The following is a 24,566-nucleotide window of genomic DNA, read 5'->3' as shown; positions in this document are numbered from 1 at the left end:
CTCACGCTCCCTTCAGTCGCGGATCGAGCAGCACATAGCTGACGTCGACGATGAAGTTGGCGATCAGCATGGTTGCGGTCATGATGAGAAGCTGTCCCTGGATGACGGGATAATCACGGGCGAGGATCGCCTGATAGAGGATGTTGCCGAGACCCGGATAATTATAGACGACCTCGGTCACCAGCGAGCCGCCGAGAATGGTGCCGATGGCAATCGCCAGACTGGAGACGGTCGGCAGCAGCGCGTTGCGCGCCGCATACCAGAGCATCACGTGCCGGTCGGACAGGCCCTTGGCGCGGGCCATGACGATATAGTCCTCGCCGAGCAGGTTGATCATGTTGTTGCGCATGGTCACAGTAAAGCCGCCGACCAGCACAGTGCAGAGCGTGATCATTGGCAGGATGCCGTGATAGGCGACACTGCCGATATACTGGAAACTGAAGGCCGGATCGAGCGAGGGATCGGCCGCATAGCCGTTCGGGAACCAGCCAAGCGTGAAGCCGAAGAAGAAAAGCACGATCAGCGAGGTGACGACGGCCGGCACCGATGTCGCGAAGATCGCGCCAATCGAGACGATGACGTCGAATTTGCTGCCGCGCCGCCAGGCAGCGACGATGCCGAGGAAGGTGCCGAGCGCGAAGCTAACGATCGTCGCCGTGCCCATCAGGCCGACAGTCCAGATGAGCGCATGGCCGAGAACTGACGTGACCGGCAGCGGGAAATATTTGATCGACCGGCCGAGATCGCCGGTAAAGATGCTGCCGAGATAGGTGAGATATTGCTGCCAGAGCGGCCCATCGACGAAGCCGAAGGTCAGCTTCAGCGCCTGCAGGCTTTCCGGCGGCAGTTCAGCGCCCGCGCTCGAAAACATGATGCGCACTGGATCGCCCGGCATCAGGCGGGGCAGGAAGAAATTGATTGTCGCTGCAGCAATGAAGGCCGCCAGGTAAAAGGTGAGGCGGCGAAGCAGAAAAGCCATGGGGACTCCGTCAAAACAGGAGCGGCGCTTGCCGCGCCGCTCCCGCCGTATGTAACAATGGCCTACTTGACGGAGATGGATGGATTGACGAACGGATTTTCCTTGGTCGACCAGCCGGTAAAGCGCTTTGTGTTGTACTGATACCAGTTCGGATTGTTGAAGACCGGGATGACAGGCATGTTTTCAGCAACGATGCGCTGAGCCTTGTTCATCACCTGCTTCTGCCTGTCGAGATCGGCCGTGTGGGTGAACTGGGTGACCAGGTCTTCCACGTCAGGGTTGAACCAACGCTGTGCAGTGAAGCGGGTCTTGCCCTTGTCCGATGCGCTGAAGGCGCGTTTGTAGGGATAGTAGGGCGAGGCGGAAGCCGGCAGGCTATTGATTGCCGCATCGAACTTCCCGTCGATGAGGTCGGAGGTCCACACCGCCTCTTCCGGCGTCTCGATCTTGGCATCGATGCCGACTGCCTGCATGCCTTCGATGGCGATGTTGACCGTGTCGATCCAGTCCGTCCAGGAGTTCGGAACGATGATCGAGAAGGAGATCTTCGAACCGTCCGGATTGTCGCGCAGGCCGTCGCCGTCCTTGTCGAGATAGCCGGCTTCGTCGAGCAGTGCCTTGGCGGCATCGGCGTCATAGGCGGCGAACTTGCCGAAGTCGGCCTTGACGGACGGGTCCGCCCAGCTCTTGTAGAGCTCGCCCATCAGGCCGGGGTCTTCGTTCAATGTCGGATAGCCGTAGCCGGCAACATCGATCATCGTCTTGCGGTCAAGCGCCATGGAGACCGCGCGGCGGAACTTCACATCGTTGAAGGCCTTCTTGTTGGCCTCGTTCGACGTCTCGAGATTGAACAGGAAGGCGACCATGCTGCTCGGCGAATACCAGTAGTGATAATGGTCAGGATCCTTCGAGACATAGACATTGTCGATATCGGGGATGAAGGAAACGCCCCAGTCGAGCGTGCCATCGGCGGTCGCCGTCAAGATCTGGTTGTTGTCGGCAAGCTGCGGGAAGCGCATGCAGTCGATCTTCAGGTGCTCGCCATCCCAGTAGTTCGGGTTGCGGCACTGGTCGTAGGTCTGGCCGGTGAAGCGCGGCACTTCCGTCAGCGGGCCGCTGCCGACAGGATTTTCATTGGCATAGGTGACCGGATCGGCAACGTCCTTCCAGACATGTTCGGGCACGATCGGCAGCTGCGACAGCTGCTCGGCGGCAAGCGAGCTCGGATTGGCGAGCGTGAAGCGGACCGTCTGGGCATCGACCGCCTGCACGTCGGTGATGAAGGTCCAGATGCTAACGAAGTCGAGTGCCGGAAACTTCTTCAGATAGTCATAGGTAAACTTGACGTCGGCCGAGGTCAGCGGCTGGCCGTCTGACCACTTCAGGTTCGGGCGCAGCTTGAAATCGATGCTCTTCAGATCGTCGGAAAGCTTGAAGCTTTCGGCCAGGCGATAGACCGGCTTGTTGCTGTCGAAGCGGTTGAAGATGACCAGGGGCTCATAGATGAAGTCGAGGGTCGATTGGCGCGACGAGGTCTGGTTGAACGGATTGAAGTTGCGCACCCAGGTCGTTGCCGGCTCGATGTTGGCCGTCAGGATGGTCTGCGCCATGGCCGCGCCTGACAACATGGTCAGGGCTGCGGCCGCCAGAATATATTGCTTCATGTCAAATTCCCCTTTTCTTATGTCGTGAAAAATCGTTGCGCCGGTCAAGAGACGAGCGTGCTTGCAAACATGGCTTCGACTTCCGCCTGGGCGGCGCGATAGTCGATCTTGAGGGTGCCGAGGCGGGCCTTGCCGGCGGCGATACGCTTCTGTGCAGCGTCGGTCAGCGGGCGCGCAGCCTTGGCGGCAGCTTCGCTGTCCTTGACGTCGCCATGGCTGTGAAGCGCAATGTCGAAACCGGCATCGAGAACCTGTGCGACGCGCTCCGGCAGAGTGCCCCGCAGCGACTCCATGAAGATGCAGTCGGAGATCAGTACGCCGTCGTAACCCATGTCCTTGCGGATCACCTCGTGCATGATCGGCGAAATCGAAGCCGGCAGCTCGGCGTCGTAAGCGGAGTAGACGACATGGGCGACCATCGCCCAAGGCGTCTCCTTCAGCGCCACGAAAGGCTTGAAGTCGGTTGCGGTCAGCGTCTCGCGCGAGGCATCGACGACGGGCCGTTCCTTGTGGGAATCGAGCGTGGCGCGGCCATGGCCCGGAATGTGCTTCATGACCGGCATGTTGCCGGTTTCAAGCAGACCATCGACCACTTCGCGCCCAAGCGTGGCGATGAAATCCGGATCCGGGCCGAAGGAGCGGGCACCGATGACTGCGCTCGTTGTCTCGAAGACGAGATCGAGAACGGGCGAGCAGCCGCTGGAAAGACCGAGTTCGCTCATCATGGCGCCCATGGCCTGGCTGGAGAGGCGCAGCGCCCTCTTGCCGAGATCGAGATCGCGGCGGGCAAGTTCGGCAAATTGGCCGAAGCTGCGGAAGAGCGGCCAGGGGCCGGCATCCATATGCTGCACACGGCCACCTTCCTGGTCGGTGAAGACGGGCGCATCGTCGCGGCCCACGGCCTCGCGGAAGCGCTCGATCAGGATTCTCGCCTGCTCCGGATTGCGCAGGTTGCGGCGGCCGACAAAGAGGCCGAGGGGATTTGTCTCGCGAAAGAGGGAGAATTCGTCGTCCGAAAGCGTCGGATTGGGAAGGCCGACGAAGAGAGCAAGCGGGGTCGAGGACACTATCAAACTCCGGTATCAGATGATCATTTCGGCTGGCTTCGCAGCATGCCTTGGTAAATGCCCTTGTCGGGGGCGGGAATTTCGGCTGCGCCGGCGGTCTTGACGTAGAAATCGACGGGGCCGGCATCGCCGATGAAGGCATAGGCATGACCAAGCGTCTTCATCGTCTGCAGGCAGGCGGAAAAGAGGGCGAGGCCGATGCCTCTGCCACGGACCGTCGGATCAACACCAGTCGGGCCGAAGAAGCCGCGCGCGGTGGTGTCATAGCAAGCAAAGCCGAACAGCTTGCCATCTTCGAGGGCGATCAGGCAGGCAACGGGCTGGCGGGAAAAGGCCACGGTTACTTCGCTCGCCCAGTTCTCGCTGAAATGTTCGCGCACCCAAGCTACGACGATATGAAGTTCCGGCGGCAAGGCTGGCCGGATTGAGATGCCGAGGGAGTCGGCTTTTTCTTTCAGTTCGGCGAGCTTCGTTGAATATAAGCTCACAAGCAGGTCCGACACCCGATTTCTCCAGTTGTTCCGTTATTGCGTAATGTATCCCCTTTTAATGACATAGCTTTCGATATCTGAGCGGTCATGTCAACAGGCTTTTTTGGCAGGCAATTCCGGTTCAACTGGGGGTAGGCAAAACAAAACGGCCCGGTCTGACCGGGCCGTTGCACTATCGGGTTTGTGATCGGGCTTAGAGTAAGGCGTCTTTCCACAGAGTGTTGAAATGATGAACAGGTCCATGGCCAGCGCCGACCGTCAGCTCGCCTGCGGCAGCGACCGCTTGCGCAAGATAGGTTTTCGCAGCCGAAACAGCCGCTTCCGGCGAAGCACCCTTTGCAAGTTCGGCGGCAAGTGCGCTGGAAAGCGTGCAGCCGGTGCCGTGTGTATTCTTCGTGGGAACGCGTTTGGCCTCAAACCAATGCAGGCCGGAGGCGCTTGCCAATATGTCGGGACTTTCATCGCTCTTAAGATGACCGCCCTTGACCAGCACGGCGGCGGGGCCAACGGCCCGCAGGCGCTCAGCTTGCGAGGCCATCTGCTCGCGGCTCTCGGCAACCTCTTCGTGCAGAAGCGCTGCTGCTTCCGGCAGGTTCGGGGTGAGCAGCGTCGCAAGCGGCAGCAGGTGCGTTGTCAGCGCATCGACAGCTTGTGGGTCGAGGAGTGCTGCTCCGCCCTTGGCGATCATGACCGGATCGACGACGACGGGAATGCCGCGATGAGGCGCCAGCGCCTCGGCAACTGCTTCGGCAATGCCGGCATTGGCGATCATACCGATCTTGACCGCATCGACGCGCACGTCGGCAAAGACGCTCGTGATCTGCTGGGCAACGAAGTGCGGCGGCACAAGATGCACGCCCGTCACCCCTTGCGTATTCTGCGCCGTCAGTGCCGTCAGGGCCGCCATGCCATAGACGCCGCGGGCGGAGAAAGCCTTGAGATCGGCCTGGATACCGGCGCCGCCGGAAGGATCGGAGCCGGCGATGGATAAAACATTGCGGATCATCGGCGAGCCTTTCGGATTTCCTCGGCAATGCGAAGCGTCGCGGCCTTCGGGTCGGGCGTACCGCAGATTGCCGAGACCACGGCGAGTCCATCGGCACCTGCCGCAAAGACGGAAGCGACATGCTCGCTCTTCAGGCCGCCAATCGCAACGGTCGGAACGGGGGCCGCTTTGATCAGTCTCGCCAACCCATCAAAGCCGATCGGCTGCTTGTGATCCGTCTTGGTTGAGGTGGCAAAGATCGGGCCGATACCTGCATAATCGACGATACCTGGGTCAATTGCTGCTGCCAGAGCTTCGGTCTCTGCAGATAGGCCGAGGATCATGTCCGCACCGATCATTGCGCGTGCGGCGGCCGGTTCCATATCGTCTTGGCCGATGTGCAATCCATCGGCGCCGATCGCAACTGCCGCTTCGACATCGTCATTGACGATCAGCATTGCATCTGTGCCTAGCAAAACCTCTTTCAGGGCAAGACCAGTTTCTACCAGCCTCGAGGTTCCACCCCGTTTGTCGCGAAGCTGAACCATGGTCGCGCCGCCTGCGACGGCAAGTCGCGCCGTCTCGACCATGCCGGTGCCGGCACAAAGGTCCGGGTCGAGAACGAGATAGAGGGAAAGATCAAAGCGTTTCATGCCCCGCTGATCCTGGCTTTTGCATCGAGTGCCGGACCGTCAAGTGCGGCGAGCGCGTCGAGGAAGCGCCAGGAGAAGGAGCCGGGGCCGGCCGCATCCTTCGCAGCCTCTTCGCCGGCAACCGCGAAAGTGGCGAGCGCTGCAACAGCGGCTGCAAAAGGATCATCGGCAATGGTCGCCGCAAAGGCACCGGTCAGGCAGGTCAGCGAGCAGCCGAGCGCGGTGACCTTCGGCATCAACGGCGAGCCGCCTTCGATGCGCAGCGCCTGTGCGCCGTCAGTCACGAAATCCACCACACCGGTGACGGCGACGACGGCGCCATACCGTTCGGCCAGCAATCGTGCGGAAACCTCGGCCTCATCGACGGTGTCACGGCTGTCGACGCCCTGGCCGCGGCTTTCACCACCGGCAAGCGCGATGATTTCGGACGCGTTGCCACGAATGATCGTCGGGCGAAGTGCCAGCAGATCGGCAACAGCCTTGCGGCGGAAGGAGGTCGCATAATGGGCAACCGGATCGAGAACCCACGGCTTGCCGCCTGCATTCGCGGCTCTTGCCGCCGCCTGCATGCCCTCGACCCACTGGGTGGAGAGCGTGCCGATATTGACGGTCAGAGCGCCGGCGATCGCGGCAAACTCGCCGGCTTCTTCGGCGGCGTGAACCATGGCCGGCGAGGCTCCGGCCGCAAGCACCACATTGGCGGCGATGTTCATGGCCACGTAATTGGTGATGCACTGCACGAGCGGTGGCTTTGCGCGCATAGCCGTCAACAGTGCTCCGGGTGTCTTGTTGTCCATAGTACCCCTTTCAGGCGGGGCAGGCGCGGGAACGATCATGCGATGAAGCAGATGCGGCCCGAGCGACTCCCTCCGCCGGCATTATCCGGTTCAGGTTCGAAGGGTGCTTCTCAGCCCATTCTTTCAAACGGACGCCCCTGTCTCTCAACGGCATCCTTTCTTGCAGAGAATGGCGCCGATGTCACTGGCAAAATGACGATCTTGAAATCGAGGTCCTGCGTGCCACGGCCGCCTGAGCGCCCGTGGAGCAATTTTCAGATGCCGGTTTTGGGTTAGGGTCCGGCTGCTCTCGTCGATCAACGCAGCGGCGCTGGAAGCAGGTTCGTGGTAAAATCCTGATAGGAAACCGGTCGCAGGAACCTGTAGATCGCCAGTGTGCCGACCGAGGTCGATCTGCCGTCGGCGGTTGCCGGGTAGGGGCCGCCGTGCACCATGGCAGGCGATACTTCGACGCCGGTTCCAAAACCGTTCACCAGCAACCGTCCGGCAAGCATTTCAAGCTTGGGAACAAGGCGCTTTGCCTCCGGCTCGTCTTCGCCCGTAATGTGCAAGGCAACGGTCAACTGACCTTCGAGACCATCGAGGACGCGCTCGAGTTCGGCGAGATCGCGGCAGCGAACGATGAGGCCGGCTGCACCGAAGACCTCGTCCTGCAGCTCGTGATGCGCAAGGAATGCCGCAGCCGTCGTCTCGAAGAGAGCGGCCGTGCCTTCGAATTCGTTGCCCGGTTTGCCGTTGGCAACGAGCCGGACTTGCGGATGCTTTTCCAGCCGGGCAACGCCATCACAGAACGCCTTGGCGATGGAGCCCGTCAGCATCGTCTGGGCGCCGACATCGGGCAGAAGCTCCCGCGCCTTGGCAATGAAAGTGTCCAGGCCTTCGCTGTCGACGGCGAGAATGAGGCCGGGATTGGTGCAGAACTGTCCGGCACCGAGGACAAGCGAGCTTACAAAGGCCGTTGCAATCTCCGCGGCCCGGGTTTTCAGCGCGTTGGGAAAGAAGATGACCGGGTTGATGCTGCTCATTTCGGCATAGACCGGGATCGGTTGTTTGCGCTCGGAAGAGATCTTCATCAGCGCCGTGCCGCCGCGGCGCGAGCCGGTGAAGCCGACTGCGCGGATCCTGGCATCGGCCACGAGCTTTTGCCCGACCTCAAAGCCGGTGTCGAAGAGAAGCGCAAACGTGCCGACATGCAGGCCGGCCTTTGCAACCGCGCGCTGAACGGCGCGACCGACCAGTTCGGACGTGCCCGGATGGGCCGAATGCGCCTTGACGATGACGGGGCAGCCTGCTGCGAGCGCAGATGCCGTGTCACCACCAGCGACGGAGAAGGCGAGCGGAAAGTTCGATGCGCCGAAAACCGCGACAGGGCCGAGGGGAACGTTACGCAGGCGCAGATCGGGCTTCGGAACCGGCTTGCGGGAGGGATCCGCGCCGTCAAAACGAAGCTCCTGGAACCGGCCGTCACGAACTTCTTTTGCAAACAATCGAAGCTGTCCCGTCGTGCGGGCGCGCTCACCTTCGAGACGGCCGCGCGGAAGCCCGGTTTCCGCCATTGCGCGAACGATCAGCTCCTCGCCGATGGCCTCGATCTCGCTGGCGATCGTTTCCAGGAAGACCGCACGCGTTTCCAAATCGGTTTCCCGGTAGGAGGTGAAAGCCTCCCATGCGTGCCTGGTCGCCTCTTCGACGTCTTCTGCGGTGGCGCCGCCGAAAGAAACAGGCAAAGCTCTTCCGGTGGCGGCCTCGATGCCGAAAAGCTCGCCGCGAGTACCGCGTTTTTCCGATCCCGCAACGAGCAGGCTTCCATTGATAGTCATGACGGATTTCCTTTCAAAGAGATTCGGCACTGATATAGGCGTTCGCGCTTTCAATTTCACGACGTCTTTCCCGACGCTCTATAAATCGACGCTGATCGAATTTCCACAAACGCTCAACGCGCGCGCATCAACAATGTCGAATGCAAATTTGCACCTTTAAGCGGGATCGCGCGTTCATCGTTATGTCGAGCCGAGGTAGAAAGGCGATGTCCATGACTTCTCGATGGAGCTTGAGATCGACAGCTATTCTGTCATGCGTCACCTTTGGGGGCTTCCTGCTCGCAATGCGCCGTTCCGACACCCGCCGGGCGGCAGGTGAGCGGGTTGACCTATCGACAGAAGGCGACAGTCATGGACGCCAGGCGTCTGTCCCGGAAGCCATTCCTAAGCGGGGATTGAGAGACGTATTCTGGCGTGTCGTGCACGAGGTCTCCGATGACAGGGTGACGCTGGTTGCCGCTGGTGTGACTTTCTATCTCCTTTTGGCGATGTTTCCGGCACTTGCGGCACTGGTCTCTCTTTATGGCCTGTTTGCTGATCCTCTCACCATGGCAGAGCATCTGGGTAAACTGGCAGTCGTGCTTCCTCCAGGTGCCTTCGACCTTGTGTCGGAGCAGATCCATTCGCTCGCCGAGCGACGCGACAGTGCTCTGGGTTTGGCGTTTTTTATTGGTCTGGCCGTTGCGCTTTGGAGCACACATAGCGGGACACTTGCGCTCTTCGACGTCATGAATGTCGCTTATGAAGAGCGCGAGAAACGCAGCCTGATCCGCTTGAACCTGATTGCGCTCTGCTTCACGGTCTGCGCTATCGTCGCCGCGATCCTCATTATCGGCCTCGTTGCGGTGATGCCTATGGTCCTGTCCTTGATCTGGCTGGATCGCTTTCAGGAGCAGGTGGCTCTTCTTGTCAGATGGCCGCTGATCGTGGCCGTTGTGATCGTTGCCGTCATGGCCATCTACCGGTTCGGTCCGAGCCGCGAGCCGGCGCGTCTGCGATGGATGACATGGGGTGCTGTGATGACGGCGTTGGCTTGGTTTCTCATGTCGCTCGGCTTCTCAGCCTATCTCGATCACTTTGCCAACTATAACGCTACCTATGGGACGCTTGGCGCGCTGATCGGCTTTCTGGTCTGGACGTGGCTTTCGGTCACGATCATGATCGTGGGAGCTGAGTTGAACGCCGAGCTCGAACATCAGACCGCAAAAGATACGACGACCGGAAAGCCGATGCCCATGGGAACGCGTGGTGCTTATGTCGCCGATACTCTCGGCGAAACAGCAGATTAGTCAGTGCCTATTGGAATGTGAGTCGGCTGCCGGAAGCAACTTTCGGCATTTGCTTTGGTCAGTCAGGCTGCACGGGCCGGATCGTATCCACCGATATTTCGCCCTCAAGCACACCTCGCACGAGATCGGTGCGATTGCGATCGATCTCGACGACCGTATAAAGCTTGTCGTCGCGAAACGAACTCGCATTCGTTGTGGTCACATCCTCGGCAGGTGCTGCGTCGACCTCCATGAAATCAAGCTCGCGCCCGGCCGCGACAATCCGGGCGTCGCCTGCTGTTCTTGCGGCGACCACCACGACGCCGTGATTTGGCGAATTTGCCCATCTCGGATCATCTGATGCCGCGATCGGCTCAAGTCGATAAACACCAAGCGGCTCGCCTGTAGGACGCGCTGCACTCTCTGCCGCCACGTCTTCCATTTGCGCCTTGCTCTCGAGAGAACGTCCGAACGTATTCGGATTTGTCGCGTTGTTGATTTCGTCGTTTCCCGTTCGTGAGACGTTAGACATGTCGTCCTCCATTCTTTGCGAACATAACGGTAGTGCGGGCCGACTGTTCCGTTGGCGCCTATTGTCGGGTTCGCTTTTAGCTGTTGGACGTATTTCTGGAGTTTTAACCGGGCCAATGAGGCTCTCGGTTTCACCAAATAAAAATGGGATGGTCGCAGTTGCGCAGCCATCCCATTTTACGCAAGCGCCCCTCGTCGACACCTGCACCGGCCCCCGCCAATCGTCAAAATGTTAGCAATGTCTAAAGCATTTCCGCTAGTGCACGGATGCAACACTTCATGAAAGGTTTGGAACCGAAAACCTGATCCGTTGTTGCAATGGCGCTGTGGCCGCGCGCACATACGATAAGCCATTGCCGTGTCCGTTAGTGACGGTCGATCACGAGACGGAGAAACGCGCCTTGATCAGTTCGTGGTCAGAAATTGCTGCGCCATCGACATCGACGGCGGCAACGGTCTCGGCTTGGCTTGCTAGAAGACCGCGGACAAAGAGCCAGTCAAGACGGGCAAAAGGCGGCAAAGGCGTCCCGTCCGGGCGTGTGCGCTGCGTGGGCGCAAAGTCATTGGCTGTCTTCCACTGATACCCTGCCTGCCAGAGGAGGTCGAAGAGTGGCTCATAGGCTTGCGGCTCGCGCGATCCTGCCGGAAGAACATTGGTATTGAAGTCGCCGCCCATCACCACAGGTAAGCCATCGGCCAGCTTATCGACTGAAGCAATCAGCCTTCTCGTCTGAAGCGCTCGATCCTCTATATCCGTCTTACTTTCCAGATGCGCGCTGACGGCGAGGATCGGCCCGAATGCGGTCTTGATCTTCGCCGCAATCGCCATGCGCCCGCCGATCCGGCCCTGGCCGTCCTTTGCATCCGTCCACCAGGTTCCGCCATCATCGAGACGGATTAGGGCTGCATCCAACAATGGCAGGCGCGAGAGCAGCGCGTTGCCGTGGAAGCCAATCGTGTTCGTCTGGCCTTTATGCCATTCACGTTCGCGGGAATCTCCGAGACCAAGTTCCACGAACTCCACGCCAAAAACATATGACATGTCGAGATCTCGGGCGAGATCGGCCACTGTGTGATGGTTGCCGGCTCGTGCCGTGCCAAGATCGGCCTCTGTCAGCAGCAGGATATCGGTACCGCTCTGGCGAACAAGTTCCGCCGACGGGGCATGGTATTTCAGGCGCTCGGCGTTCCAGGCGGCAACCACGAGGCCATTCCCGATGCTGACGGCATTAGCCGTCCTTACGACTTCGATCGTCGAAAGCGCTGGCAGGGTCGCTGCAAGCCGGTCATGCTCGGCTTGTGTCAGTTCGGCAGAACGCGCGTCATTGAAGAACGTGGCTGGGGGTATCGTAAGCGCCTCTACGGCAACCGCAACCAAGTCGCGGTCGCCGCTGGCGAGCTCAAGAAAGCTCTTCATCTGCGTCAGCTCAGGCGTTGACAGTCACGGCGTTGCTTCGTGCCGGCGCGACGAGAACTTTGCCGGTCTCGGCCGAATAGAGATGGATTGAATCCTGATCGATCGCGATGCCGATCCGGTCGCCGGTCTTAAGCGAAACCGAACCGGTCATGGCGACGGCGAAGGGCAGGCCATCGAAATCGGCGTGCACGACGCGGCTCGCACCGAGCTCCTCGATGAAGTCGGCAGTGGCGACGAGCGCGCCGGGCGCATCAGGACCAACCAGGCGGGCAGCTTCGGCCCGCACGCCGAGTACAACGCGCTGGCCGCCAAGCTGCTTGCCGCGTTCGGCCGGAAGCGTGACGGTGCGGCCTTCATCATAGATGAAGACGCCGTTTTCGTTGACACGGCCTTCCAAAAGGTTCATCGCCGGCGTACCGACAAAGCCGGCGACGAAGCGGCTTGCGGGATAGTGATAGACCTCTTCCGGCGTACCGACCTGTTCGACATTGCCGGCATTCATGACGATGATGCGGTCGGCAAGCGTCATAGCTTCGTTCTGGTCGTGGGTGACGAAGATCGAGGTGGCGCCGAGGCGGCGATGCAGGCGGCGGATTTCGGCGCGCATGGCGATACGCAGCTTGGCGTCAAGGTTCGACAGAGGCTCGTCGAAAAGGAAGACCTTCGGCTCGCGGATCATGGCGCGGCCCATAGCGACACGTTGGCGCTGTCCGCCCGAGAGGGCTGCCGGACGGCGTTCGAGGAAGGGTTCGAGGCTGAGTGCCTTGGCGACATCGGCGATGCGGCGGTCACGCTCGGCCTTCGCTACACCGGCGACCTTCAGCGCATAGCCGATGTTTTCGGCAACGCTCATGTGCGGATAGAGCGCATAGTTCTGGAAGACCATGGCGCAGCCGCGTTCGCGCGGCTCGAGCTGGTTGACGACGCGTCCGTCGATTGCAATTTCGCCACCGGTGATTTCCTCGAGACCCGCGACCATGCGCAAGAGCGTAGACTTGCCGCAGCCGGATGGGCCGAGGATAACGATGAATTCCCCCGACTGGATTTCGAGATCGACGCCATGAACAACGGCGTTCTTGCCATAGTTCTTTTTCACGCCACGGATGGAGATCGGTGCCAAGGGTCTGTTCCTTTCACTTCTCGGTGGAGATAAGGCCGCGCACGAACCAACGCTGCATCAGGATGACGAGGATCAGCGGCGGCGACATGATGATCAATGTTCCGGCCATCGCGACATTCCAGTCTGGCAGGCCAAATTCGGAGGGAATGAGTGTCTTGAGCTGGGTGACGGCGATGCCGAAGCTCGGGTCGGTCGTGATTAACAGCGGCCAGAGGTACTGGTTCCAGGCCCAGACGAACATGATGGTGAAAAGCGCAATCATGTTCGGGCGAGACAAGGGCAACAGCACGTCCCAGAAGAAGCGCACCGCACCTGAGCCATCCATCTTCGATGCTTCGGCGAGTTCGTCCGGAACTGTCAGGTAGAACTGGCGGTAGAGGAAGGTACCCGTCGCAGTGGCGACCATCGGCAGTACCAGACCGGGATAGGAGTTCAAAAGACCCCATTCGAGCTTGACCTGGATGCCGGTGATCTGCGCAATCAGCCAGCTGATACCGGTGACATCAAGGATCGCCTGGAAAGGCTGAAGCGCGTTAGCAGCGATCGAGTAAGTCGGCACGATGCGCACTTCGAGCGGCAGCATCAGGGTGATGAAGATGATCCAGAAGATCAGATAGCGACCGCGGAAGCGGAAATAGACGATCGAAAAGGCGGCCATGGCAGAAAGGATGACCTTGCCGGCCCCGACGGTCGCAGCAAAAATGATGCTGTGGAACAGCTTGTTACCGAGATCGGCGCGGACCCAGGCGGTCTGCACGTTCTCCCAGAAATGGCTGCCCGGCACCAGCGGCAGCGGCACGCGGTTGACAGTCTCGAGATCGAGCGTCGAGGCGACGATGACAATCAGGAAAGGCAGAAGTGCAATCACCAGGCCGAGTGCAAGCAGCGTGTAGCAGACGAAATTGAATATGGGCGTGCGTTCGATCATATCCCCGACCTCACTTGTAGTGCACGCGCCGCTCGATGAAGCGGAACTGGAAAATGGTGAGCAGGATGACAAGGCCCATCAGGATCATCGATTGGGCTGCCGCGCCCGAATAATCGAGGCCCCGGAAGCCGTCGAAATAGATCTTGTAGACCATGAGCTCCGTGGCGCGCGCTGGGCCGCCCTGGGTCATGACGTCGACGATGCCGAAGGAATCCTGGAAGCTTTCGGTGATGTTGATGACGAGCAGGAAGAACAGCGTCGGGGTCAGCAGCGGTAGCTGGATATCCCACATGCGGCGCAGCGGCCCGGAGCCGTCCATGGCCGCCGCCTCGATCAGTGAGCGTGGAATGCCCTGCAGGGCCGACAGGAAGAAGATGAAGTTGTAGCCGATATATTTCCAGGAAAAGGCGATGATGACAGCGATCATGGCATCCTTACCGTCGAGCGCCGGATTCCAGAGGCCAGGCCAGACGTGGTTGATGACCGAGAGAAGTCCGGCTTCCGGCGCCAGGATAAAGCGGAAGGCCAGGCCGAGAGCGGGAGCGGCAATCGCATAGGGCCAGATGAAAACCGACCGGTAGATTTTATGGCCGCGAAGTTCACGATCCGTCAGAAGCGCCAGGATCAGCGCCAGCCCCATGGCGATAGCAGTCGAACTGAAGCCGAAGATCATGCTGCGGGTGATGGAGCCCCAATAGATCGGGTCGCTTAGCAATTGTTTGAAATTGTCGAAACCGACCCAGGCATTGCCGCCGCCCCATGGCTGCTCGAGCGTAAACGCCCAATAGAGCGCCTGCGCGCTCGGCCAATAGAAAAAGACGAAGATCAGCAGCAGCATCGGAAATGCGAAGAGAAGGCCGATCGTCGTCGAGGAGAAAGTGACGCGCTTTTCCATGAGTGGTCGTTTTCGCCCTGGTTTGGTTCTGGCGCGCTCGGCGATGTCGCCGCCGCTGCCGCAAGGGGATCTACGAAGACGCACCCGGCACGCGAGAAGCGGGCCGGGTGCGGCTCATATTTGTCGATCAGGGCAGCTGAACGCCCTTGTAAGTCTGCTGGAAGCGACGCAGCAGCTGGTTGCCGCGGTCAGCAGCAGAGTCGAGCGAAGCCTGTACGTCGGCATTGTTGACGAAGATTGCCTGCAGACCGTTTGCGATTTCAGTACGGATCTGGAGGAGGCCGCCGAGACGGATGCCCTTGGCAGCCGTGTCGCCAGCCGGGGAAGCGGTGAGGCTCTTGATGGCGAGTTCGCGACCGGCATAGGGAGCCTTGTCGTAGAAGCCCTGCTTCTTCAGGTATTCGAAGCCCGAGTTACGAACAGGGATGTAGCCGGTAACGGTCGACCAGGTAAGTGCTTCTTCCGGCTTTGCGATGAAGTTGAAGAAGGCAGCGGCAGCCTTGTATTCGCTGTCCGAATGACCCTTCAAAACCCAGAGCGAAGCGCCGCCAACGTAGGAGCTGTGACGGGTTGCATCGCCATATGTCGGAAGCATCGCTACACCCCAGTTCATCCCTGGCTTGGCAGTACGGCCGATGTTGCCATGGTCGCCAACCGAGGTCAGGATGACCTGGCAATCGCCAGCAGCGAAGGCTTCGACGAAGGTCTGGCCGACGGCCTTGTTCTTGATGACGGCTTGCTTGGCGTCGTACCAGCCCTTCAGGTCCTTGACGAAGCTGACGAGCATCGGGTTCTTGTTGAACACCAGCTCGGCGTCGAGGCCTTCAAAGCCGTTCTTCTTGGTAGCGATCGGTTCGCCGTTGACGGCTTCAAACTGCTCGATGTACTGCCAGATTTCATTGTTGGAGATGTCGAAGCCGAGCGGGCAGGAATAGCCTGCGTCCTTCAGAGCCTTGAAGTCTTCGCCTGCTTCCTTCCAGGTTGCGGGAGCATGGTCTTTGCCGATCTTGGCGAAGGCGTCCTTGTTCCAGTAGAAAAGAGCCGTGGAGGAGTTGAAGGGGAAAGAGTACATCTCGCCCTTGGATGTGGCGTAGTAGCCAGCGATACCGGAGAAGTAGTCGTTCCAGTCAACATTATAGCCCATGTCCTTCATGAGCTTGTTGGCGGGGTAGTAGGCACCCGAAAGCATGATGTCGAGCGTGCCGGCGTCGGAGACCTGTGCAATGGTCGGCTGCTTGCCGGCGCGGAAAGCGGCGATCGTGTTCTGCAGCGAGGCGTCGTATGAGCCTTGGCTGGTGCAGACGACCTCGTAGTCACCCTGGGACTGGTTGAAACGGTCGCACTGTTCCTGAACGCGCTTTGCGATGTCGCCCGAGTTACCGAACCAGAAGTCGATCTTGGTCTTTTCGGCAGCAGCGGCGGGACCAGCAGCAACGAAAGCTGAAGCGAGAAGGGCGCCTACGGCGCCGAGAAGCTTGGCTTGCATGAGAACCCTCGAAAAATAGGACGCGCCCCCTCTTGAGCGCACGCCCTCTTAACCGGTTCAAATTGCGCTAACCAATGAAGTTTCTATGACAGGAAGGGAGTAGTATTTTATGTCACAAAATATTCATACTACCGGTTCTATCAGATTTTGAGGGATACTCGATGCATCGATTTCTGAGATTTTCTCGACTTGGCGTTTTATATTGCAAATAATACAAAATATGGCGGGATCATCAAAAACTGAGCGCGGCTATATTCAGTTCGATCAATAGATTATATTATTGAATGTATATCGCAAAACTCATGAGCCTCGATCGGGAACAACATATCTCACGGCGATTTCGACATCGGAAATAGCTTTGCACAGCTTTGCGTTGAGCAGCTGAAATGTGCCACTCAACATCCTTTTCTGGGACATCGGGCTGGATTGCCCATTCATTGGGCGCCTCGGGCGTCCATGAATCGAGACATTCAAGATCTTGCAGTGGCCAGTTCTTGCCTGTCGCCCGCCGCGCCAGGCAGCTTCGGCAGACAAAGTCATCCTTGGCTCGATATCTTTTCCGTCTCCAGAATTCGTCTGGCAAGGATCAGATGCGGCAGGTCGAGCATGCGTCCTTCGAGCTGGACAACGCCAATTTCGGGCGAGCCGGCAAATGCGGCTACCACTTTTTCTGCCCAGGCGATCTCGGCCGCATCAGGTGTGAAGGCGTGGTTGATCGGTTCGACCTGGCTTGGATGGATCGCCATCATGCCTGCGAAACCGTCGCGGCGGGCGCGCGCCGCATAGGCTTTGAGGCCATCGAGGTCGCGAAAATCAGGATAGATGGTTTCGATGGCGGGGACGGCTGCCGCATGAGCGCCGAAGAGAACGAGGGAGCGGGCAAGCTCGTAGGGAGCGGTATAGCGCCCGTCGTCCTCCCGGGCAGTTGCTGCGCCGATCGCGGCAGGCAGATCTTCCGCGCCCCAGGTCAGTCCGCAAAGATACGACGCGACATCGCGGTAGCTGCCGATTTCGAAGATCGCCGCCGGCGTTTCCGTGGCAATCGGCAGGATGGGAAGCGGAGACGAGAGGCGGCGTGCGAGCTGGCGCACCGACGGAGACCCCTCCGCCTTTGGCAACACGACTGCAAAGGGGTTGATATCGGCGAGCGCAGCGAGATCGTCCTCAAAGGCTCGCGAGGCGAGGGGGTTGATGCGGATCATAAGTCTCGCATCAACCGAACGACGCGTGACAAAGTCGTGCACGGCCTCCCGCGCAGGCGGCTTGTTCTGCGTTGATACGGAATCTTCGAGATCGAGGATGACGGCATCGGCACCCGAGGCGAGCGCCTTGTCGAAGCGCTCCGGCCGATCGCCGGGCACGAAAAGCAGCGAACGCAGCCTCATGATGGTTTCACCTGCAGCATGGCCGTGCGCAGGCACTGACAAACAATTTCGGTTCGCTGGTTCAGCGTCACATGTTTGAACGTGACGATCCCGGCATTGGGTCGGGAGTTGGAGCGGCGCAGTTCCGTCACCTCGGTTTCCACCCGCAGCGTATCGCCGATGAAAACGGGCTTCGGCATCGTTACCTTGTCGTAGCCGAGATTGGCGATCAGCGTTCCAAGCGTGGTGTCGACGACCGACAGGCCGACAGTGAGCGCGAAGGTGAACGTGCCATTGACGACGATGCGTCCGAATTCCGTGCCTGCTGCATAATCGGCATCGAGATGCAGCGGCTGCGGGTTATGAGAAAGCGTGGTGAAGAGCAGGTTGTCGGCTTCCGTGACCGTGCGGCGAATCTCGTGGGCAATGCGGTCGCCGACCCTCCATTCGTCGAAGTAACGGCCGGCCATCACTCCTCTCCCTTCATGATATTGGCGACGAGCTGATTTTCCAAAACCCTTGCGCCCGCCGAGATCGGTAGATTGCCGACGATACCGTCGAAGGGTGCACGCAGCGTATGCTCCATCTTCATCGCTTCCACGGTCAGCAGCCGATCGCCCCTGGCGACATGGTCGCCTTCGGCAACATCGACCGAGATGACAAGGCCAGGCATGGGTGAACGGATTGCGCCGTCGCCAGCACCCTGGTGCGCTTCGACTTCGCTTGCGACAGGAAGGCCGATCGGCCAGGCATTTCCAGCATCGAAAAGGACTATGGTTTCGTCGACTTTGACAGCATTGGCGTCGAAGTCGGGCCGGACATTGCCCCAATAAAGATGATCGCCAACGCGCACGCGCGTGCGGCTATCGCTGGGCCCCGATATGCGCAGACCGGCAAGCGCGGACCACGGATCGTTCCCGCCTTTTAGCGCCAGTGTCGTAGCTGCTTTGTCGATCGTCGCGTCGCCGGGCTCTGTTGATATGAGGGTCTCGCCATGACGGTCGAGGAACCCGGTATCGACCTTTGCCGCCCGGAAATCAGCATCGGCAGCGACGCGGGCAAGGAGGCCGGCATTGGATTTGACCGGCCAGACCTCGATAGTTTCGCAGGCTTTGGCGAGTTTGGAGAGGGCGTCTTTACGATTGGAACCGTGAGCGATGATCTTGGCGATCATCGGATCGTAAAATGCGGTGATCTCGTTGCCTTCCTGGACGCCGCTATCGACCCGAACATGTTCCGGCAAACGCAAATGGTCGAGCCGGCCGGTCGAGGGCAGATAGCCGGAGGCAGGATTTTCGGCATATAGGCGAGCCTCGAAGGCCCAGCCGTTCATGACGATATCGTCTTGGCGCTTCGGCAGAGGTTCGCCGGCGGCGACCTTCAATTGCCAGAGCACCAGATCCTCGTCGGTGATGGCCTCGGTGACAGGGTGCTCCACCTGAAGCCTGGTGTTCATTTCCATGAACCAGAAGCGATCCGGGCGTAGGCCCTCCGAGGCATCGGCGATGAATTCGATGGTACCCGCCCCGACATAGTCCACCGCCTTGGCCGCTCTTACGGCTGCCTCGCAGATTACTCTTCGGGTAACGGTGTCGAGGCCGGGGGCCGGCGCTTCCTCGATCACCTTCTGGTGGCGGCGCTGCAGCGAGCAGTCGCGCTCAAAGAGATGGACGCAATTGCCGAAGCGATCGGCAAAGACCTGGACTTCGATATGGCGCGGATTGGCGATGTAGCGCTCGATTAGGACGCGGTCATCGCCGAAGGAAGAAGCTGCTTCACGGCGGCAGGAGGCGAGCAGTTCTGCGAAATCTTTCGGCTGATCGACGCGGCGCATGCCCTTGCCGCCACCGCCGGCAACCGCCTTGATGAGTACGGGATAGCCCATTGCTTCCGCCTCGCCAGCAAGCCTTTCCTCGCTCTGATCCTCGCCCATATAGCCGGGTGTGACCGGGACGCCGGCGGCCTGCATCAGCTGCTTGGCCGCATCCTTCAGCCCCATGGCGCGGATCGCTGCAGGTGGTGCGCCGACCCAGATAAGGCCGGCATTTTCAACCGCTTCGGCGAATTCGGCGTTCTCCGACAGAAACCCATAGCCCGGATGAATGGCCGACGCATCCGTCTTGCGGGCGGCCGTAAGGATGCGCTCTTGCGAGAGATAACTCTCGCGCGCTGCTGCCGGGCCGATGGCGACCGCTTCATCCGCCTCCGCGACAAAGGGCAGCCCGGCATCGGCTTCGGAATAGCAGGCGATGGTACGGATGCGGACGGCTTTCGCCGTGCGAATGATGCGGCGGGCGATCTCGCCCCTGTTGGCTATCAGCAGGCTTTCCATCATCGCGCCACCTCACATCCGGAAAACGCCGAAGCGCGGACCTTTGGGGATCGGCGCATTCAGGCAGGCGGAAAAGGCAAGGCCGAGAACATCGCGCGTCTGGCGTGGATCGATGATGCCGTCGTCCCACAGGCGAGCCGTGGCATAATAGGGACTGCCTTCCGCCTCATAGCCGGCGCGGATCGCCGCCTTGAAGGCTTCTTCCTCTTCCGCAGCCCAGGTCTCGCCGCGTGCTTCCAACCCGTCGCGGCGGATGGTCGCCAGCACCGAGGCTGCCTGTTCACCGCCCATGACGCTGATGCGGCTGTTTGGCCAGGTGAAGAGGAAGCGCGGGCGATAGGCGCGACCGCACATGCCGTAATTGCCGGCGCCGAAACTGCCGCCGATGATGACGGTGACTTTCGGCACCGTCGCCGTCGCAACCGCGGTGACGAGCTTTGCCCCGTCCTTGGCAATGCCGCCCGCCTCGTAGCGGCCACCGACCATGAAACCGGAGATGTTTTGCAGGAAAAGTAGCGGCACGCGCCGCTGACAGGCAAGCTCGATGAAATGCGCGCCCTTGAGCGCACTTTCGGAAAACAGCACGCCATTATTGGCGATGACGGCAACCGGCACGCCCCAGATACGGGCAAAGCCGCAGACCAGGGTCGAGCCGTAGAGAGGCTTGAACTCATGCAGCTCGGAGCCATCGACGATGCGGCCGATGACTTCGCGCACATCGTAGGGCGAACGAACGTCAGCAGGGATGATGCCAACGAGATCTTCAGGGTCGAGTTTCGGAGGGCGCGGCGCCTGAATGTCGATATCGACTGATTTTACGCTGTTGAGGCTGGCGACGATATCGCGAACGAGAAGCAGCGCATGCTCGTCGTTCTCGGCGACGTGATCGACGACGCCGGAGCGCCGGCCATGGGTCTCGGCGCCGCCGAGTTCTTCGGCCGAAATGATCTCTCCGGTCGCAGCCTTTACCAATGGCGGGCCGGCAAGGAAGATCGTGCCCTGATTGCGCACGATGACAGTTTCGTCGCACATGGCAGGCACATAGGCGCCGCCGGCCGTACAGCTTCCCATGACGCAGGCGATCTGCGGAATGCCTTCAGCCGACATCTGTGCCTGATTATAGAAAATCGCCCCGAAATGATCGCGGTCGGGAAAGACTTCGGCCTGGTGTGGAAGATTGGCGCCGCCGCTGTCGACCAGGTAGATGCAGGGCAGCCGATTCTGCACGGCGACCTCTTGTGCCCGCAGGTGCTTTTTCACCGTAAGAGGATAATAGGCGCCGCCTTTGACCGTTGCGTCGTTGGCGACGATCATCACTTCACGGCCGCAAACGCGGCCGATGCCTGTGATGATGCCGGCCCCCGGCGCCTCGTCGCCATACATGCCGTTCGCCGCAAGCGTGCCGATTTCGAGATATGGGCTACCGGCATCGAGCAGCAGCTGAATGCGGTCGCGCGGCAGGAGCTTGCCCTTGCCGGTATGGCGCTCGCGCGCCGTCTTCGATCCGCCATCCCGGGTTTTCGCCGAACGCTCATAGAGTTCGCCGATCAGGCTTGCGTTCTTGCTTGCATTGGCTTTGAAGGTTTCGCTCTCGCGATCGATGGCAGAGGAAATCACCGTCATGTTGCGATGAGCTCCCGCCCGATCAGGTAGCGGCGGATTTCATTGGTGCCGGCGCCGATATCGTACAGCTTGGCGTCACGCAGGAAGCGCTCGACCGGCCATTCCCTGGTATATCCCGCGCCGCCGAGCGCCTGGATTGCCTCCAGCGACACCTTCACGGCATTCTCGCTGGCAAAGAGGATGGCAGCTGCCGCATCCGAGCGGGTCGTGCGGCCGGCATCGCAGGCTCGCGCCACGGAATAGACATAGGCGCGCGACGAATTCAGCGCGACATACATGTCGGCGATCTTGCCCTGCATCAGCTGAAAGTCGCCGATCGCCTTGCCGAACTGTTTGCGCTCCCGCACATAGGGCAGCACCACGTCGAGGCAGGCCTGCATGATGCCGAGCGGGCCGGCGGCAAGCACGGCACGTTCATAATCAAGGCCCGACATCAGGATTTTCACGCCCTGGCCTTCCCGGCCCATCAGCGTTTCCGCCGGTACCTCGCAATCTTGAAAAACCAGCTCGGCCGTGTCGCTGCCGCGCATGCCGAGCTTGGAGAGCTTCTTCGAAACGCTGAATCCGGACATGCCCTTTTCGATGATGAAGGCCGAAATACCTTTCGGCCCGGCCGTCGGATCGGTCTTGGCATAGACGACAAGCACATCGGCATGCGGCGCATTGGTGATCCAGAATTTCGTTCCGTTGAGGATGTAGCGATCACCCTTGCGCTCCGCCTTGAGCCGCATGGAAACGACATCCGAGCCGGCGCCTGCTTCCGACATGGCAAGCGAGCCGACATGCTCGCCAGAAATCAGCTTCGGCAAATAGCGTCGCTTCTGCTCGGATGTCGCCCAGCGGCGGATCTGGTTGATACAGAGATTGGAATGGGCGCCGTAACTCAAACCGACCGAGGCCGACGCGCGCGAGATCTCCTCCATGGCGACGACGTGTTCGAGATAGCCGAGACCTGCGCCACCGAACTCCTCCTCCACAGTAATGCCGTGCAGGCCAAGCGCCCCCATCTGCGGCCAGAGCTGGCGTGGAAACGTGTTGCTCTCATCGATCTCCGCTGCCAGCGGAGCAATGGTGTCGGCGGCAAATCGCGCCGTCGCTTCGCGGATCGCGTCCGCGGTTTCGCCGAGCGAAAAATCAAACATCGCATTCCTCCCGCTAAAATATGTAGCGCGGGTTGCTGCCGGTTCAAAGCTCCCTTGATCGAAGCCTATCCCCAACCGGCTGATTTCGTTTCCTCGCGCCGAAAAAACTCGGGGCTCTTTCCCATCCATTTCCGGAAGGCGCGGAAAAAGGCGCTGGGTTCGGAATAGCCAAGCTGCACGGCGATCTCGCCGATGGTCTTCGACGTGTTCATGAGCATATCGACGGCGAGATCACGGCGGATATCGTCCTTGATGCCGGCATAGCTCTGGCCCTCGTCATGCAGCCGATGCCGCAGCGTCGAGGATGGCATGCGCATATCACCAGCGAGGATCTGGAAGCTTGACCAGGCGGCTGGCGGCGTCTGGGAGAGGCGGCGGCGGACAGCGGCAGCGATGCCCGCATCGTAGCGGTAGCGCACGAGAATATTGGCGGGAGCGCCCCGCAGGAACTGCTTCAAGGCCTGCTCGCTGCGCGAAATCGGCAGATCGAGAAGGGAGCTGTCGAAGCCGAGCCGGCTGATCGGTTGCGAGAAGCGCACCGGCGCGCCAAAGAAGAGCCGGTAATCGGCCCCCTGGCTCGGTTCCGGGCAACGAAAATCGACGAGGCGGATCGGGATGCGACGGCCGACCAGCCAGCAGATAATGCCATGCAGAATGATCCAGTAGGTGCGATAGGCAAAGGCCGAACGCGGCTCGCCGGCGTCTCGAAGCTCGATCTGTGCGAGGCCCTCCCGGATGACGAGCGTGCCACGTGGATCATCCAGAACGACATCAAGGAAGCGTAAGGCGCGCCGCAGGGCGTGGCCGAGTGTCGGAGCATGCAACACGCAATGGCAGAGCAGCGTGAAGCTGCCGCTGCGCATCGGCCGGGCGCCCATGCCGAAGAATTCATCGTCGAGTTCTTGAGCGATTGCCAGCCATAGGGCACCGTAGGTTTCGGCCGAAACCGGCCGGTCGATCACGGGCGACAAACCGAGCTTAGCCAGAAGGCACGCCGTCGGTTTACCAAGGCGGCGCAGGCTGTCGAGCGCCTCTTCGACGAAGCCCGGCGCGATCATGCGTCGCTCGATCTCGGCCATCGCTGCTCCACCTCAACAATCGACTATGGCAAAACTGGCCGAAATAATGGAGCAGTTCTGTCATCGCTTGCAATAGGGCGAGGGAATAGAATCCTTATCGAGGCAGACTCTGGAGGAGACGTCTGCCAGGCAGGAGGAACGATCCGTGCAGATTGCTGGCGCCAGTTTCATCGTCACCGGCGGCGGCTCCGGGCTCGGAGCGGCAACGGTGCGCATGCTCGTTGAAGCCGGCGGACGCGTGACGATCGCCGACCTCAATCTCGATGCAGGCGAGGCGATCGCTCGCGAACTGGGACAGGATACGCGCTTCATCAAGGCCGACGTGACAGATGAACAGGACGGTGCGGCGGTGATCGCTGCTGCAATAAATGCCTTCGGCCCGCTTCGCGGGCTCGTCAATTGCGCCGGTGTGGCGCCAGCCGAGAAGGTGGTCGGTCGTGACGGTCCGCATCGGCTGGAGAGCTTTGCGCGAACCATCAGCATCAATCTCATCGGCACGTTCAACATGATCCGGCTTGCTGCGGCCGCCATCCAGACCGCTGAGCCGGATGCGGAAGGTGAGCGCGGCGTGATCGTCAACACGGCTTCGGCCGCCGCCTTCGATGGACAGATCGGTCAGGCCGCCTACGCTGCCTCCAAGGGCGGTGTCGCGGCAATGACATTGCCGATCGCCCGCGAGCTTGCGCGCTATGGCATCCGCACAGTGTCCATTGCGCCCGGCATCTTCGAAACGCCGATGATGGCTGGCATGCCGGTGGAGGTGCGCGAAGCCCTTGGCAGGAGCGTGCCTTTCCCGCCGCGTCTTGGGCATCCGGCCGAATTTGCAGCACTGGTGCGCCATATCCTGGAAAACAGCATGCTGAACGGCGAGATCATCAGGCTTGACGGTGCGTTGCGCATGGGCGCGCGCTGAGTGCCGGCCCGA

Annotated in this window: 22 protein-coding genes and 1 riboswitch; of the genes, 2 read left to right on the top strand and 20 right to left on the bottom strand. The window is 60.5% G+C overall.

The window, feature by feature from the left end:
• Position 1: 1 nt before the first annotated feature.
• From FHX15_RS15365 to FHX15_RS15330, 8 genes are all read right to left on the bottom strand, one after another.
• A complete protein-coding gene (locus FHX15_RS15365; RefSeq protein ID WP_184398471.1) occupies positions 2–979 on the bottom strand; it encodes an ABC transporter permease in 978 nt (325 codons plus the stop codon).
• Between the two features lie 62 nt (positions 980–1,041).
• Entirely contained in the window at positions 1,042–2,643 is a 1,602-nt protein-coding gene (locus tag FHX15_RS15360) for an ABC transporter substrate-binding protein (protein WP_184398469.1), read from the bottom strand.
• A gap of 44 nt (positions 2,644–2,687) precedes the next feature.
• A complete protein-coding gene (locus tag FHX15_RS15355; RefSeq protein ID WP_184398467.1) occupies positions 2,688–3,710 on the bottom strand; it encodes a glycoside hydrolase family 3 protein in 1,023 nt (340 codons plus the stop codon).
• A gap of 23 nt (positions 3,711–3,733) precedes the next feature.
• Complete coding sequence (locus FHX15_RS15350; RefSeq protein ID WP_184398465.1) at positions 3,734–4,213, bottom strand: GNAT family N-acetyltransferase; 480 nt, start codon at positions 4,211–4,213, stop codon at positions 3,734–3,736.
• Between the two features lie 181 nt (positions 4,214–4,394).
• Entirely contained in the window at positions 4,395–5,207 is an 813-nt protein-coding gene (thiD, locus tag FHX15_RS15345) for a bifunctional hydroxymethylpyrimidine kinase/phosphomethylpyrimidine kinase (protein WP_184398463.1), read from the bottom strand.
• Positions 5,204–5,839, bottom strand: a complete 636-nt coding sequence (thiE, locus tag FHX15_RS15340; RefSeq protein WP_184398460.1) for a thiamine phosphate synthase — start codon at positions 5,837–5,839, stop codon at positions 5,204–5,206. The genes thiD and thiE overlap by 4 nt, the downstream gene beginning before the upstream one ends.
• Positions 5,836–6,636 carry a hydroxyethylthiazole kinase gene (thiM, locus tag FHX15_RS15335; protein WP_184398458.1) on the bottom strand — a complete coding sequence of 267 codons (801 nt, stop codon included), beginning with the start codon at positions 6,634–6,636 and terminating at the stop codon, positions 5,836–5,838. The genes thiE and thiM overlap by 4 nt, the downstream gene beginning before the upstream one ends.
• A 50-nt stretch (positions 6,637–6,686) precedes the next feature.
• Positions 6,687–6,785, bottom strand: a riboswitch (TPP riboswitch).
• A 147-nt stretch (positions 6,786–6,932) separates the two neighbouring features.
• Complete coding sequence (locus FHX15_RS15330) at positions 6,933–8,456, bottom strand: aldehyde dehydrogenase (NADP(+)) (protein WP_184398456.1); 1,524 nt, start codon at positions 8,454–8,456, stop codon at positions 6,933–6,935.
• 212 nt (positions 8,457–8,668) lie between these two features.
• On the opposite strand from FHX15_RS15330, the gene FHX15_RS15325 reads away from it, so the two are divergent.
• Positions 8,669–9,745, top strand: coding sequence for a YihY/virulence factor BrkB family protein (locus FHX15_RS15325; RefSeq protein WP_184398454.1), 1,077 nt, complete (start codon positions 8,669–8,671; stop codon positions 9,743–9,745).
• Between the two features lie 58 nt (positions 9,746–9,803).
• On the opposite strand, the gene FHX15_RS15320 is transcribed toward FHX15_RS15325, so the two are convergent.
• From FHX15_RS15320 to FHX15_RS15265, 12 genes are all read right to left on the bottom strand, one after another.
• Complete coding sequence (locus FHX15_RS15320) at positions 9,804–10,256, bottom strand: hypothetical protein (protein ID WP_246778962.1); 453 nt, start codon at positions 10,254–10,256, stop codon at positions 9,804–9,806.
• Between the two features lie 378 nt (positions 10,257–10,634).
• Complete coding sequence (locus tag FHX15_RS15315) at positions 10,635–11,672, bottom strand: endonuclease/exonuclease/phosphatase family protein (RefSeq protein WP_184398452.1); 1,038 nt, start codon at positions 11,670–11,672, stop codon at positions 10,635–10,637.
• Between the two features lie 10 nt (positions 11,673–11,682).
• On the bottom strand, positions 11,683–12,792 hold the full coding sequence (ugpC, locus tag FHX15_RS15310; protein ID WP_184398450.1) for a sn-glycerol-3-phosphate ABC transporter ATP-binding protein UgpC: 1,110 nt from the start codon (positions 12,790–12,792) through the stop codon (positions 11,683–11,685).
• A 13-nt stretch (positions 12,793–12,805) separates the two neighbouring features.
• Positions 12,806–13,720 carry an ABC transporter permease subunit gene (locus FHX15_RS15305; protein ID WP_184398448.1) on the bottom strand — a complete coding sequence of 305 codons (915 nt, stop codon included), beginning with the start codon at positions 13,718–13,720 and terminating at the stop codon, positions 12,806–12,808.
• 10 nt (positions 13,721–13,730) lie between these two features.
• A complete protein-coding gene (locus tag FHX15_RS15300) occupies positions 13,731–14,615 on the bottom strand; it encodes a carbohydrate ABC transporter permease (RefSeq protein WP_184398447.1) in 885 nt (294 codons plus the stop codon).
• A gap of 127 nt (positions 14,616–14,742) precedes the next feature.
• On the bottom strand, positions 14,743–16,101 hold the full coding sequence (locus FHX15_RS15295; protein WP_184398445.1) for an extracellular solute-binding protein: 1,359 nt from the start codon (positions 16,099–16,101) through the stop codon (positions 14,743–14,745).
• Between the two features lie 536 nt (positions 16,102–16,637).
• Positions 16,638–17,486, bottom strand: a complete 849-nt coding sequence (locus tag FHX15_RS15290) for a CoA ester lyase (protein ID WP_184398443.1) — start codon at positions 17,484–17,486, stop codon at positions 16,638–16,640.
• A complete protein-coding gene (locus tag FHX15_RS15285) occupies positions 17,483–17,935 on the bottom strand; it encodes a MaoC family dehydratase (protein ID WP_184398441.1) in 453 nt (150 codons plus the stop codon). Before FHX15_RS15285 ends, FHX15_RS15290 begins: the two co-directional genes overlap by 4 nt.
• Entirely contained in the window at positions 17,935–19,800 is a 1,866-nt protein-coding gene (locus FHX15_RS15280; RefSeq protein ID WP_184398440.1) for an acetyl/propionyl/methylcrotonyl-CoA carboxylase subunit alpha, read from the bottom strand. Before FHX15_RS15280 ends, FHX15_RS15285 begins: the two co-directional genes overlap by 1 nt.
• A gap of 9 nt (positions 19,801–19,809) precedes the next feature.
• Entirely contained in the window at positions 19,810–21,420 is a 1,611-nt protein-coding gene (locus tag FHX15_RS15275) for a carboxyl transferase domain-containing protein (protein ID WP_184398437.1), read from the bottom strand.
• Entirely contained in the window at positions 21,417–22,562 is a 1,146-nt protein-coding gene (locus FHX15_RS15270) for an isovaleryl-CoA dehydrogenase (protein WP_184398435.1), read from the bottom strand. Before FHX15_RS15270 ends, FHX15_RS15275 begins: the two co-directional genes overlap by 4 nt.
• 65 nt (positions 22,563–22,627) lie before the next feature.
• Positions 22,628–23,641 carry an AraC family transcriptional regulator gene (locus FHX15_RS15265; protein WP_184398433.1) on the bottom strand — a complete coding sequence of 338 codons (1,014 nt, stop codon included), beginning with the start codon at positions 23,639–23,641 and terminating at the stop codon, positions 22,628–22,630.
• A 145-nt stretch (positions 23,642–23,786) separates the two neighbouring features.
• Between FHX15_RS15265 and FHX15_RS15260 the strand changes: the two genes are divergently transcribed.
• Positions 23,787–24,554 carry a 3-hydroxyacyl-CoA dehydrogenase gene (locus FHX15_RS15260; protein ID WP_184398431.1) on the top strand — a complete coding sequence of 256 codons (768 nt, stop codon included), beginning with the start codon at positions 23,787–23,789 and terminating at the stop codon, positions 24,552–24,554.
• Positions 24,555–24,566 lie beyond the last annotated feature (12 nt).

It is taken from the genome of Rhizobium sp. BK650 (assembly GCF_014195325.1).
GTDB lineage: Bacteria > Pseudomonadota > Alphaproteobacteria > Rhizobiales > Rhizobiaceae > Rhizobium.
Note: the sequence above shows the minus strand (reverse complement) of the source record. Positions and strands in the feature narration are given on the sequence as shown.